Source organism: Streptomyces silvae, assembly GCF_016745505.1.
In the GTDB taxonomy this organism is placed as follows: Bacteria; Actinomycetota; Actinomycetes; order Streptomycetales; family Streptomycetaceae; genus Streptomyces; species Streptomyces silvae.
Map to the genome: position 1 here is coordinate 18,685 of NZ_JAERUC010000195.1, position 13,074 is coordinate 31,758.

At 70.7% G+C, this 13,074-nt stretch carries 14 protein-coding genes; 10 read left to right on the top strand and 4 right to left on the bottom strand.

The annotated features are described in order from the left end of the window. Positions 1 to 843: 843 nt before the first annotated feature. The 8 genes from JKV81_RS31855 (at position 844) to JKV81_RS31890 (ending at position 8,406) form a co-directional block, all read left to right on the top strand. The gene (locus JKV81_RS31855; protein WP_236058318.1) at positions 844 to 3,681 is read left to right on the top strand and encodes a glycoside hydrolase family 48 protein; all 2,838 of its coding nucleotides are present in this window, start codon (positions 844 to 846) and stop codon (positions 3,679 to 3,681) included. Between the two features lie 127 nt (positions 3,682 to 3,808). Beyond that, positions 3,809 to 4,324 (top strand): DinB family protein, encoded by a 516-nt coding sequence (locus tag JKV81_RS31860; protein ID WP_129260486.1) that lies wholly within the window; start codon positions 3,809 to 3,811, stop codon positions 4,322 to 4,324. Between the two features lie 90 nt (positions 4,325 to 4,414). Next, positions 4,415 to 5,128 (top strand): DUF4230 domain-containing protein, encoded by a 714-nt coding sequence (locus JKV81_RS31865; protein ID WP_129260485.1) that lies wholly within the window; start codon positions 4,415 to 4,417, stop codon positions 5,126 to 5,128. Between the two features lie 109 nt (positions 5,129 to 5,237). After that, entirely contained in the window at positions 5,238 to 5,675 is a 438-nt protein-coding gene (locus JKV81_RS31870; protein WP_372444268.1) for a nuclear transport factor 2 family protein, read from the top strand. Between the two features lie 139 nt (positions 5,676 to 5,814). Continuing rightward, positions 5,815 to 6,486 (top strand): TNT domain-containing protein, encoded by a 672-nt coding sequence (locus JKV81_RS31875; protein WP_129260483.1) that lies wholly within the window; start codon positions 5,815 to 5,817, stop codon positions 6,484 to 6,486. A gap of 8 nt (positions 6,487 to 6,494) precedes the next feature. Continuing rightward, positions 6,495 to 6,728 carry a DM13 domain-containing protein gene (locus JKV81_RS31880; RefSeq protein ID WP_129260482.1) on the top strand — a complete coding sequence of 78 codons (234 nt, stop codon included), beginning with the start codon at positions 6,495 to 6,497 and terminating at the stop codon, positions 6,726 to 6,728. A gap of 105 nt (positions 6,729 to 6,833) precedes the next feature. Continuing rightward, positions 6,834 to 7,841 carry an alpha/beta fold hydrolase gene (locus JKV81_RS31885; protein ID WP_202079080.1) on the top strand — a complete coding sequence of 336 codons (1,008 nt, stop codon included), beginning with the start codon at positions 6,834 to 6,836 and terminating at the stop codon, positions 7,839 to 7,841. Between the two features lie 52 nt (positions 7,842 to 7,893). Then, on the top strand, positions 7,894 to 8,406 hold the full coding sequence (locus tag JKV81_RS31890; protein ID WP_202079082.1) for a mycothiol transferase: 513 nt from the start codon (positions 7,894 to 7,896) through the stop codon (positions 8,404 to 8,406). Here the strand turns inward: JKV81_RS31890 and JKV81_RS31895 are convergent. Beyond that, complete coding sequence (locus JKV81_RS31895; RefSeq protein WP_202079084.1) at positions 8,400 to 9,203, bottom strand: helix-turn-helix transcriptional regulator; 804 nt, start codon at positions 9,201 to 9,203, stop codon at positions 8,400 to 8,402. The genes JKV81_RS31890 and JKV81_RS31895 overlap by 7 nt on opposite strands. Positions 9,204 to 9,292: 89 nt before the next feature. On the opposite strand from JKV81_RS31895, the gene JKV81_RS31900 reads away from it, so the two are divergent. Next, entirely contained in the window at positions 9,293 to 9,724 is a 432-nt protein-coding gene (locus JKV81_RS31900; protein WP_202079086.1) for a DUF2000 domain-containing protein, read from the top strand. A 123-nt stretch (positions 9,725 to 9,847) separates the two neighbouring features. Beyond that, positions 9,848 to 10,135, top strand: a complete 288-nt coding sequence (locus tag JKV81_RS31905; protein ID WP_099171177.1) for a hypothetical protein — start codon at positions 9,848 to 9,850, stop codon at positions 10,133 to 10,135. A 108-nt stretch (positions 10,136 to 10,243) separates the two neighbouring features. Here the strand turns inward: JKV81_RS31905 and JKV81_RS31910 are convergent, their stop codons facing one another. From JKV81_RS31910 to JKV81_RS31920, 3 genes are read right to left on the bottom strand one after another with little or no spacing between them, the layout of a single operon-like run. Then, on the bottom strand, positions 10,244 to 10,678 hold the full coding sequence (locus JKV81_RS31910) for a protein-tyrosine phosphatase family protein (protein ID WP_129260478.1): 435 nt from the start codon (positions 10,676 to 10,678) through the stop codon (positions 10,244 to 10,246). A 39-nt stretch (positions 10,679 to 10,717) separates the two neighbouring features. Continuing rightward, positions 10,718 to 10,999: an HPr family phosphocarrier protein gene (locus JKV81_RS31915; RefSeq protein ID WP_124278813.1), complete on the bottom strand. Its 282-nt coding sequence runs from the start codon at positions 10,997 to 10,999 to the stop codon at positions 10,718 to 10,720. A 50-nt stretch (positions 11,000 to 11,049) separates the two neighbouring features. After that, positions 11,050 to 13,038, bottom strand: coding sequence for a PTS fructose transporter subunit IIABC (locus JKV81_RS31920; RefSeq protein WP_202079088.1), 1,989 nt, complete (start codon positions 13,036 to 13,038; stop codon positions 11,050 to 11,052). Between the last annotated feature and the right edge of the window lie 36 nt (positions 13,039 to 13,074).

The window sequence follows — 13,074 nt, forward strand, 5'->3', positions numbered from 1 at the left end:
CGGGCGGTCCTGCCCGCCCGCGGTCCTCGTGACCGATGCCGTCGGCGTGCGCATCGGCCCGTCGGGCCGTTCCGCGTACTGCTGATCCATGGTTCAGGCCAGGGCGGTACTCCTTGTCCGAGGGTGCGGGGGCGGTGCGGGTGTCCCGGCCGGCGTACGTCCGCACAGGGGCGTGGGCGACGCGCTCGTCGCTCCGGACGCCCGTCCAGGGCGGTCCGTCGGCGGGGACGGGGAGATCCACCGGACCGGTGGAGCCGGTCGGATCCGTGGTGCGGGCCGCACTGTCGCGCCACGGCCCACCGACGCGGGAGCGCTGTCCCGCCGGTGCGCCGTGCTGTTCTCCACCGTGCGTACGAGGGTGGATCCGGAAGCCGTGACCATGGCCGCGCGAGTGTTGCCGGCCATGCCGAGCACTGCTCCGGGGAGCAGTCTGAACAGGTGCGACACGTGCGGGGGGTGACACATGAGCGACTCCTTGCAGACCGGGCGTGCCCCCTACGGCACGTCGACTGGTGGAACCGCTCCCACTGGTGTGGCTTGACGTTAGAGCGTCAAGTGGTGTCGGTCAACACACCCGTTCTCATCTCTCGGTATCGAAATAATTCGACTCTTCAAGTCTCTTGACTCTCTTTTTCCTCGTCCCCATGCTGGGAGCGCTCCCACTGGTTCAAGGCTTGTGCTCAGCCCCGCACACCCCCCATGTCGCCGAGCCGCGAGGAGGTACTGCGCATGCCAACGGGACGCGCACGAAGAACTTGGTTACGGAGAAGACCCGGCAGAACCGGAGCCGGAGGCCGACGGCTGTGGACAGCCCTCGTGGCGGCGCTGGCCCTCCCCCTCGGGATGACCGCCGCGGCCGGTACGCCGGCCCAGGCCGCCGCAGTCCGATGCAGCGTCGACTACACGGTCAATGACTGGGGCTCGGGCTTCAGCACCGAACTCACCGTCACCAACAGGAGCTCCGCCGCGATCGACGGCTGGACCCTGACGTACGACTACGCCGGCAGTCAGAAGCTCACCAACGGCTGGAACGGGACCTGGTCCCAGTCCGGGAGCACGGTGACCGTCAGGAACGCGAGCTGGAACGGCGCCATCGCCGCCGGAAGCGCCGTCACGACGGGCGCGCAGTTCACCTACAGCGGCACCAACACCGCACCCACCACCTTCGCCGTCAACGGCACGGAGTGCGTGGGTCCCCATCAGCCGCCGATCACCGTCCTCACCAGTCCGGCGGCGGGCGCCGTCTTCTCCGCCGGGGACGCCGTCCCCCTGGCCGCCACCGCCGCGGCCGCCGACGGCGCGGGGATCAGCAAGGTCGAGTTCTACGACGACACGAAGCTGCTCGGCACGGACACCACGTCCCCGTACACCTACAGCGCCGAAGGGCTGACCGCCGGCGGCCACTCCGTGTACGCCAGGGCGTACGACAGCCTCGGCGCCTCGGCGGAGTCCACCCCGGCCGGCATCACCGTCGTCGCGGGCCCGGCCGTCGTCGCGACGCCCGCCCAACTGGGCGTCCAGCAAGGCAAGTCGGGGACATTCACGGTCTCGCTCTCCACCGAACCCGCCTCGTCCGTCACCGCCACGGTGGCGAGGAGCGCCGGCAACTCCGGTCTGAGCGTCACCGGCGGCGCGAGCCTCACCTTCACCCCGGCGAACTGGTCCACCCCGCAGCAGGTCACCGTCTCGGCCGACGCGACCGGCACGGGAGCCGCGACCTTCACCGTCACGGCCCCCGGCCACGGCAAGTCCGAGGTCACCGTCACCCAGCTCGCGGAGGCCAAGGACTACGACGCCCGCTTCCTCGACCTCTACGGGAAGATCACCGACCCCGCGAACGGCTACTTCTCCTCGGAGGGCATCCCCTACCACTCCGTCGAGACGCTGATCGTGGAAGCCCCCGACCACGGCCACGAGACGACGTCGGAGGCGTACAGCTATCTGATCTGGCTCCAGGCGATGTACGGGAAGATCACCGGCGACTGGGCGAAGTTCAACGGTGCGTGGGACACCATGGAGACGTACATGATCCCCACCCACGCCGACCAGCCCACGAACTCCTTCTACGACGCGTCGAAGCCCGCGACGTACGCCCCCGAGCACGACACCCCGAACGAGTACCCGGCCGTCCTCGACGGCTCGGCGGCGTCCGGCTCGGACCCGATCGCCTCCGAGCTGAAGAGCGCCTACGGCACCGACGACATCTACGGGATGCACTGGATCCAGGACGTCGACAACGTCTACGGATACGGCAACACCCCCGGGAAGTGCGCGGCCGGACCCACCGAGACCGGGCCGTCGTACATCAACACCTTCCAGCGCGGCCCCCAGGAGTCCGTCTGGGAGACCGTCACCCACCCCACCTGCGACAACTTCACCTACGGCGGGGCCAACGGCTACCTGGACCTGTTCACCGGGGACGCCTCCTACGCCAAGCAGTGGAAGTTCACCAACGCACCGGACGCGGACGCCCGTGCCGTACAGGCCGCCTACTGGGCCGACGTCTGGGCGAAGGAGCAGGGCAAGTCGGGCGAGGTGTCGGAGACCGTCGGCAAGGCAGCCAAGATGGGCGACTACCTCCGCTACTCCATGTTCGACAAGTACTTCAAGAAGGTCGGCAACTGCGTCGGCCCGACCACCTGCCCCGCCGGCAGCGGCAAGGACAGCGCGCACTACCTGATGTCCTGGTACTACGCCTGGGGCGGAGCCACCGACACCTCCGCCGGCTGGTCCTGGCGCATCGGATCGAGCCACGCCCACGGCGGCTACCAGAACCCGATGGCCGCCTACGCGCTGAGCTCCGTCGCCGATCTCAAGCCCAAGTCGGCCACGGGACAGTCGGACTGGGCCAAGAGCCTGGACCGCCAGATGGACTTCTACCAGTGGCTCCAGTCCGACGAGGGAGCCATCGCGGGCGGCGCGACCAACAGCTGGAAGGGCAGCTACGCCCAGCCCCCGGCCGGCACACCCACCTTCCACGGCATGTACTACGACGAGAAGCCCGTCTACCACGACCCGCCGTCCAACCAGTGGTTCGGCTTCCAGGCGTGGTCCATGGAACGCGTCGCCGAGTACTACCACGAGTCGGGTGACGCACAGGCCAAGGCCGTGCTCGACAAGTGGGTCGACTGGGCCGTGTCGGAGACGACCATCAACCCGGACGGCACCTACCTCATGCCGTCCACCCTCCAGTGGTCCGGCGCGCCCGACACCTGGAACGCGTCGAACCCCGGCGCCAACTCCGGACTGCACGTCACGGTCGCCGACTACACCAACGACGTCGGGGTGGCCGGTGCCTACGCCAGGACGCTGACCTACTACGCCGCCAGGTCCGGTGACGCCGACGCCAAGGCCACGGCCGAAGGACTGCTCGACGGCATGTGGAGCCACTACCAGGACGACGCGGGGATAGCGGTCCCCGAGACACGCGCCGACTACAACCGGTTCGACGACCCGGTGTACGTCCCGAACGGCTGGACGGGCGCGATGCCCAACGGGGACACCGTCGACAACGACTCGACGTTCCTCTCCATCCGGTCGTTCTACGAGGACGACCCGAACTGGCCCAAGGTGCAGGCCTATCTGGACGGCGGAGCCGCTCCCGTCTTCACCTACCACCGGTTCTGGGCACAGACCGACGTCGCACTGGCCCTGGGGGCGTACGCAGATCTCCTGGAGTGAGTGAACGCGGAACCCGGGGGGTCCCGGCCGTCAGCCGGCGGCCGGGACTTCCCAGGAGGCGCACGCCGGACAACCCGACCGCCCGGACACCTCCCACGAACCGGCCGTCGCGAGGCATGATCATGCGATGACATGGACAGCTCCTGAAGCCACCCGCACCGTCGGACCGCTCGCCGGCAGCGAGCGCGAGACACTGACCACCTTCCTGGCGTTCTACCGCAGCACACTGCTGCAGAAATGCGCGGGCCTGACCGGCCGGCAACTCGCCGAGCAGACCGTCGAGCCGTCCAACCTCACCCTCCTCGGCCTGATCCGGCACATGGCCAAGGTGGAACGCTATTGGTTCCGGCAGGGGCTCGCCGGCCTGTCCCTCCCCTCGATGTACGACCCGGAGAAGGGCAAGGACGCGGACTTCGAGGACCTCTCACCGGACCGCGCCCCGGAGGACTACGCCCGTCTGACCGAGGAGATACGCCTCGCCGACGAAGCGGCGGCCGACGTGTCGCTCGACACCACCCTCGCCTGGCGCGGCTCGGTCTACTCGCTGCGCACGGTGTACGTCCACATGATCGCCGAGTACGCGCGCCACATAGGCCACGCCGACCTTCTGAGGGAGCGGCTGGACGGCACCACCGGGGCCTGAGACCGCCCAACGGCCCATCCCCGTACAGGATCTGGCGTAATCCGGGGGCCCGGACGGACTGAAATCGCCGGACCGGGTCACACGGAAGGAATGACGTCCACTGACGTAAGGACAGACAGCACCGGGGACCCCGGCCACGACGGTGCGCCGCGCCGCCGCTCCCGCACGCGGGGATGCCTGCCGTTCGCGGGAGTGTGCGCCGCGGCGCTCGTCCTGCTGCTCCTCGGTTCCCGGATCAGCCTGCTGCCGGGGCTCGGCGGCCTCTTCGGCGAGGAGACCACCGACCGCTCCGGCCCCGCGGTTCTCAAGTCCATCCAGGACATGAGCGCCTACGAGGCGGCCTCCGGGAACTTCCAGGTCGTCGTCGACCTGGAGAAGGACGCGAAATACCTGCCCGACGCCATCCGGGGCACCCGGACGCTGTACGTCGGCGCGGGCACGGTCGGAGCCTCCGTGGACCTCGGCGAGGTCGGGCCCCGCGGGGTGACGGTCAACGAGGACCGCACCACGGCCGAACTCGTCCTGCCCCACGCGGTGCTGGGCAAGCCCGCGCTGGACCCGGACCGCTCCTACGCCGTGTCCAAGCAGCGTGGCCTCCTCGACCGGCTCGGCGACTTCTTCTCCGACAACCCCGGAAGCGAGCAGGCGGTCAACAAACTGGCCGCGCAGCACATCGGTAAGGCGGCCGAGGAGAGCGGCCTGACGAAGCGGGCCGAGAAGAACACCACCGCGATGCTCCAGGGCCTGCTCGCCTCGCTCGGATTCGAGAAGGTCACTGTCCGCTACGCCGATACGCCCGGCTGACCTTCGCCACGTCCCGCCCCGCCGCAACCGCCCCGTCGGCCCTGCGCCACACTCGCCTGAGCGAACGGTCGCCCCGACGGCGACCGTCAGGAGCCGGGGAGTGATGACCATGACCGCCGAAACCACGGAACGCTTCAGGGCCGCCGTCGAGAAGGGCGACCACGCGGCACTGGAGGAGCTGTTCACCGAGGACGCCCGCCTCTTCAGCCCGGTGAAGTTCACGCCCTTCGAAGGCCGGCCGATGGTGCTCGGACTCTTCGGTGTGCTCCTTCGGACGTTCGAGGACTTCCGGTACGTCGGGCACTTCGAGGGCGAGGCATCCACCAGCGCGGAGGGCGCCCAGGAGCCCTCGGAGATCCTGCTGTTCAGGGCGACGGTGAACGGCAAGGCGATCCACGGGATCGACATGCTCCAGTTCGACGAGGACGGCCGTATCAAGGAGTTCACCGTGATGGTCCGCCCGATGTCCGCGGTCCAGGCGCTGGGCGAGGCCGTCCTGCAGGGCCTCGCCGCCGACGGCCTCGTCCCGGACGGTACGGCCCACTGAGAGAACGCTGAGGGAACGCTGTCCGGCCGGGCATCCCCCGGCCGGACACCGCACGGCATGGCGCAACCGCTGTGCGGAGTCGGTCGGTTACCCTACGTGAGCTTACCGAGCATTCATCGGCATCCGAGGGGACCCCCGAATGAACCGTATCCGCACCGCACTTGCCGCGATCGGCCTCGCCGCCGGCCTGGTGACCGCGCCCGCGGCGAGCGCCGCACCGCACGAGGACCGTACGACGGCGGCAGTCGCCCACGACCCCTGCACCGGTGAGTTCCTCGGGGACGCGCGGCTGGGCCCGCAGTGGCTGCCCTCCACGAAGCAGGCCCCCGTCGGCCCGCTGCTCAAGGGATACAAGCGGACGGGCAGCCTGTCCCCCTCCGCCTTCCTGAACAAGTACTGGGAGGGACCGGCGGACACGGGCAGCTGGAAGTACCCGCCCAACGACGGATTCGCCGAGGTCAATGGCGAGATCGACAAGGAGCCCGCGAAGCTGCGCACCGGCCAGCGCCTGGACCGCTTCGGCTCGGAGTTCGGCGGCTACCTCGCCCCGGCGGGCGACGCCTACAAGGAGCGCGCCCTGCCCCCGCAGAACCTCAACACCCGCGACGCCGCGGTCCCGTGCGACTACCGCGTCTACAAGGTCACCAAGCCGTTCTGGGTCTGGCAGGGCAGCATCGCGCCGTGGTTCGAGCAGCCCGGCGGCGGCCAGCAGATCAAGCTCGACGCCGTCTTCCTCGACCCGGGCGCGGGCCAGCGGCTCAACGTGAAGTGGCTGCTCGACCACGCCTACCTCACCGCCGTCGGCGCGTAGGACCCGCCGTGGAACGCCGGGAACTGCGCGCCGCGCTGCACGCGGCCGGCGTCGCCGACGGTTACTACCGCATCGAAGGCGTGCACGAACCGGCCCCCACACCCCCCGACTTCCTGTTCCTGCGGAAGGCACCCGACGGGGTGTGGGAGACCGGGGCGTACGAGCGCGGTACGTACGAGGTGATCGCCCGGCACCCGGACGAGGCGGCGGCCTGCGCACACCTCCTGCGCCTCCTCGCCTGACGGGGCCGCAGACGGGTTTGCCATAACGGCAAGTTCTCTTGGCCGGTGGTGCCGCGGCCCCGAATGATGGTCGTGCCGAGAGGCACCGATCACCCGAGGAGACCCATGCCGCAGCACGCCCCCGTCGCCGAGCCCTCCACCACCGTCCCCGGGGCGGTCCACCGGCTGGTGGACGTCCCCGGCGGCCGGATCCATCTCCTGGAACAGGGGACCGGCCCGCTCGTCCTCATGATCCACGGCTTTCCCGAGACCTCGTACTCCTGGCGCCACCAGCTCTCCGCCGTCGCCGCCGCGGGCTTCCGCGCGGTCGCCCTCGACGTACGCGGCTACGGGCGTTCCTCGGCCCCGGGGCCCGTGGACGCCTACCGGATGACGGCCCACGTGGCCGACAACGTCGGTGTCGTGCACGCCCTGGGGGAGGAGACCGCGACGCTCGTCGGCCATGACTGGGGCTCGTCCATCGCCGCCGACAGCGCGCTGCTGCGCCCCGACATGTTCACGGCCGCAGCCCTGCTCAGCGTCCCCTACGCCCCCTGGAACCCGGTCCGTCCCACCGACGGTTTCGCCCGCATCGGCGGGGACGAGGAGTTCTACGTCAGCTACTTCCAGCAGCCCGGCCGCGCCGAGGCGGAGATCGAACCGGATGTACGCGGGTGGCTCGCCGGCTTCTACACCTCGCTCTCCGGCGACACGATGCCGCCGCCCGGCGCGGGCAGCCCCTTCTTCGTGCCCGCCGGAGGGACCATGCGCGACCGCTTCACCGGCGGCGCCCTGCCGTCCTGGCTCCCGCAGGCTGATCTGGACGTCTACAGCGCCGACTTCGAGCGGACCGGCCTCACCGGCGCGCTCAACCGCTACCGGAACGTCGACCGCGACTGGGAGGACCTGGCCGCCTGGGACGGGGCCCGGCTCACCTGCCCCGTCCTCTTCATCGGCGGAGCCCTCGACTCCTCCACGACCTGGATGGCCGACGCCATCGCCGCCTACCCGACGACGCTTCCCGGCCTGGTCTCCTCGCACATCCTGGACGGGTGCGGCCACTGGATCCAGCAGGAGCGCCCCGAAGAGGTCAACGCCCTGCTGACGAAGTGGCTGCACACCGTGCACGCGTGACGGCCGCGTGTCGAAGTCGGGGCCCCGTCCGCGGACCGGCCATGGTGGTCGTATGAACAGTGCAGGCATTCTCGCCGATGCGTTCGAACGTATCCATGAAGCGGTGCACGCCGCGGTCGAGGGTCTTCCGCCCGAGGACCTCAACGCCAGGACCGACGACGACGCGAACTCCATCGCCTGGCTCGTGTGGCACCTCACGCGCGTCCAGGACGACCACGTCGCCGACGCGGCGGGCACCGAGCAGATCTGGTTCTCCGAGGACTGGGCCTCCCGCTTCGAGCTGCCCCTGGAGAAGGGCGCGACCGGCTACGGCCACAGCAGCGCGCAGGTGGGCTCCGTGACGGTCGGGTCCTGCGACCTCCTCCTCGGCTACTTCGACGCCGTGCACGAGCAGACCCTCGGCTTCGTCCGCGGACTCGACGGCCGGGCCCTGGACCGCGTCGTGGACGAGGCGTGGTCGCCACCGGTGACCCTCGGCGTACGGCTGATCAGCGTCATCGCCGACGACCTGCAGCACGCGGGACAGGCGGCGTTCGTCCGCGGCGTGCTGGAGCGCCGTCAGTAGACCGTTGCCCCGGTGCGCGCGTAGTGGCCCGGACTCGTGCCGACCACGCGCTTGAAGTGCCGGGAGAAGTGGGACTGGTCGTAGAACCCGGCCGAGGCCGCGACCTCCGGGGCGCGCATCCCGTCGAGCAGCAGACGGCGGGCCAGATCGACGCGGCGCCCCGTCAGGTACTGGTGCGGTGCCATGCCGAACTCCCGGCTGAAGGCCCGTACCAGGTGGGTGTGGTGGGTGTGCAGACGCTCCGCCGCCTCGCGCAGCGTCAGCCCTTCCACGAAGTGCTCGTCGAGCAGATCCCGGAGTGCGTACGCGACCCGGCGGTCGGGCACCTGCGGGGCGACGGCCTCGTCGCGCAGGTGCCCGGCGAGGCGTTCGGAGACGAGCGCGAGCCGGCTCTGCGCCTCCAGCTCGTCCCCGGCGCGCTCGAGCGTCCGGTGCAGCTGGTCCACACGGTGGCGCAGCCGGGGATCCCGCAGCACGGGCCGGTCGACCGCGCGCCCCACGAGATCACCGTCGATCTGCGCGGTGTTGAGGTACAGGACGCGCTTGCGGAACCCTCCGGGAGTCGCCGCGCCGCCGTTGTGCGGGACGTGCGGAGGCAGCAGCGTCACGACCGAACTGGGCGCCCCGTGCTCATGGCGGTCCAGGTCGTAGCGGACCACTCCCTCGTCGACGATGAGCAGGGTCCACGCGTCGTGGGTGTGCATGGGATACGCGTGGTCGGCGAAGTGCGCGTGGAAGACCTCGTCGATCCCCTCGACGCGCGGACGCCACGCGCTGATGTCCGGACGTGCACCCATGCAGGAAGCGTACAAGAGCGGGCCGGGACCCCCGCGGCGTGCAAACTTCGTACAAGACGGCCGGTGACCGGGCTCGGCAGACTGCTCGCATGACCGACGACAACGCACCCGTACGCTTCGACACCAAGATCGCTGTGCTGCTCCGCGACGACCTGGAGACCTGGCAGCGCCTCAACGTCACCGCCTTCCTGGTCAGCGGCCTCGGCACCCAGGTGCCCGAGGTGATCGGCAAACCGTACGCGGACGCCGACGACACCCCGTACCTGCCCATGTTCCGGCAGCCGGTCCTCGTGTTCGCCGGGTCCAAGGAGATCCTGACCGGCGCGCACGCCAAGGCGGTGAGCAGGGGCGTGACCCTGTCCGTGTTCACGTCCGACCTCTTCGCGACCGGCCATGACGGGGCCAACCGGGCGGCCGTCCGGGCGGTGCGCAGGGACGGGATGGACCTGGTGGGCCTGGCCGTCCACGGACCGCGCAACGCCGTCGACAAGATCCTCAAGGGCGCCTCGATGCACCCGTGACCGGCGCCCCGGCGTCACCGGCCGGATACTCACGGACACACCCGTGCGGGTGATGGTTCCCGGTGCCATACTCGAGACAAGTCCGCTTGACAGGCTTGTCATTGTCCCGAAAGGCGACGCGTCATGAACTGGGCATCGTGGACCACCCTCGGTGTCTTCGCGGGAACCGGCGGAGTGCGCACCGAAGAGGTAGGTGTCGTGAGCGGTGATCTGACCGTACACACGACGTGGACCGAGGAGCAGGCCGAGGTCGCTGTCCAGTACAGCGGTGCATCGGACTGGTTCACACTGGCCGGCAGCCCGGTGCCGTGCTCCTCCGAAGAAGCCAGTAGGGATCTCCACCAGAGAGTCGTCGAGGCGGTTCGCGACGGCGGCGGAGCCACGGTTCCGGTTCCGCACGCGGTGGAGTGACCACACCCGGTGGTGTGACCCCACCCGGTGGTCCGACCGCACGGGTGGAGCGGCCGTACGTGGCGGCGTGACCGTACGCGGTGGCGTCCCTGCGTCGGCACGGCACGGTCAGGTTGCCGCGAAACGCACCACGTACCGGCGCTGCCAGGGCGTCTCGACGGCCCTGGGGTGATAGTTCCGGCGTACGTACTCGACGGCTTCCGCCGCCGGGACGCCGTCCAGGACGGCCAGGCACGCCAGAGCCGTGCCCGTCCGTCCGCGCCCCCCTGCGCACGCGACCTCGACGCGCTCCTCCGCGGCCCGGCTCCACGCCTCCGCCAGGACCAGGCGTGCCTCCGCCTTGTCGGCCGGCAGACGGAAGTCGGGCCAGCGGAGCCACCGGGACTCCCAGGCCACCGGGGGTGGCGGCCCGCCCAGCAGATGCACCGCAAAGGCGGGCCCGGGCCCCTCGGGAAGCGGACGCCTCAGACCACGGCCGCGGACCAGCCGCCCCGAAGGCAGCCGCATCACGCCCTCACCGTCCGGGTCCCAGGTCTCCGCCATGCTCGGTCCTTCCAGGTCGAGGGCCTACGGGTCGAGGTCCTACCGCGCGGGGTCCTTCTGGTCGAGGTCCCTGGACAGGAGGCTAGCCAGTTCCTCGACCGCGCCTTCAGCGCTTTCGCCCACGGCTGAGAGCACCAGCAGATCACCGTGCTGGGCCGCCAGGGCGAGCACGGAGAGCATGCTCCGGGCGTCGACCGGGGTGCCGCCCTCCCGTGCGACGGTGACGGTGACCGGCTGGCGCGCCGCCGCCTGCACGAAGAGCGAGGCGGGACGGGCGTGCAGGCCGCTGCGGGAGCCGACGGAGACTGTGCGCTGGTACACGGGTTCACTCCTGGGTGAAGAGGGATCTGTGGTTTGCGGGGGAGCAGGGATCAGGCGGCCACGGTGACGCCGGACCCGTCCTCGGCCGGGGCGGGGGCAGGCGTCCGCCGCATGCCCTTGAGGACGACGACCAGGGCCGTGGACACCGCCGTACCGGCGGCGATCGCCAGCAGGTACAGGAACGGCTCGCCGATGAGCGGGACGACGAACACACCACCGTGCGGGGCGCGGAGCGTGCAGCCGAACGCCATGGAGAGCGCGCCGGTGACCGCCCCGCCCGCCATCACGGACGGGATCACCCGCAGGGGGTCCGCCGCGGCGAACGGGATCGCGCCTTCGGTGATGAACGAGGCACCCAGCACCCACGCCGCCCTGCCGTTCTCCCGCTCGGTCGCGGTGAACAGTCCGCGGCGTACGGTCGTGGCGAGGGCCAGCGCCAGCGGGGGCACCATGCCCGCCGCCATCACGGCGGCCATCACCTTGAGGCTGCCGGGCGTCGGATCGGCCAGGCCGCCGACCGCGAAGGCGTACGCGACCTTGTTCAGCGGGCCGCCCATGTCGAAGCACATCATCAGGCCGAGGACGACGCCGAGGATGACCGCGTTGGAGCCGGACAGCCCGTTCAGCCAGTCGGTGAGGGCGTTCTGCAGCGAGGCGATCGGCTTGCCGACCACGATGAACATCAGGAAGCCGACCGCGATCGACGCGAGCAGGGGGATCACCAGCACCGGCATGATGCCCCGCAGCGTGGGATGCACCTTCACCCGCTGGATCGCCATCACCGCCGCACCGGCCAGCAGGCCCGCCACCAGACCGCCGAGGAACCCCGCGTCGATGGTGAGCGCGATGGCCCCGCCGACGAACCCGGGGACGAGGGCGGGCCGGTCCGCCATCCCGTAGGCGATGTACCCCGCCAGCACCGGGACCAGGAAGCCGAAGGCGGCGGTCCCGATCTGGTTGAGGAGCGCGGCCCAGCTGGCGGCCTCGCCCCAGACGAAGTGATCGGCCACCGACTTGGCGCTCGCGATCTCGTACCCGCCGATGGCGAAGGAGAGGGCGATGAGCAGCCCGCCGGCCGCCACGAACGGCACCATGTAGCTGACGCCGGACATCAGATAGGTCCGCAGCCGGACACCGAAGTGCCCGGACGCACCCGCCGAACCGCCCGTACCGGCTTCCGCTTCGTCGCGGCCGTCGGCGAACCTGCTGATCTCTCCCCGCTCGGCCTTCCGCCGGGCCTCGGCGATGAGCTCGGCGGGCCGGTTGATCCCGGCCTTCACCCCGGTGTCGACCACCGGCTTCCCGCCGAAGCGGGCCTTCTCCCGTACGTCGACGTCGTGCGCCCAGATGACGGCGTCAGCGGCGGCGATCACCGCAGGATCCAGCCGCTCGAAGCCCGCAGACCCCTGGGTCTCGACGTCCAGGACGACGCCCTCGGCGCGTGCGGCCGCCTCCAGGGACTCGGCGGCCATGTAGGTGTGCGCGATCCCGGTCGGGCAGGACGTGACGGCGACGATACGGAACGGCTCGGGCGCCGCGTCCGTGTCCGCCGGCTCCGGCGTCCTCGTCGCCGAGTCCTCCGGCACCGCCGCGGGAACCTCCTCGCCGCGGATCAGGGCCGCCGCCGCAACGGGATCGGCCTCGGCCCGCAGCGCCCCGGTGAAACCGGGGTCCATGAGCCTGCGGGCCAGGCCGGACAGGATCGTCAGATGGTCGTCGTCCGCGCCCGCGGGCGCGGCTATCAGGAAGACCAGATCCGCGGGACCGTCCGGGGCGCCGAAGTCGATGCCGTCCGCGCTGCGCCCGAAGGCCAGCGTCGGCTCGGTGACGTGCTCGCTCCGGCAGTGCGGAATGCCGATGCCGCCGTCCAGGCCGGTCGGCATCTGGGCCTCGCGGGCCGCCACGTCGGCGAGGAAGCCGTCGAGGTCGGTGACACGGCCGGCCTCGACCATCCGGCCGGCCAGTGAACGGGCGGCCGCGTCCTTCGTCTCGGCGGACAGATCGAGATCGACCAGATCCGCGGTGATCAGCTCACTCATCGCGGGGCTCCTTACTCGTGGACCGCCCGGGGGACG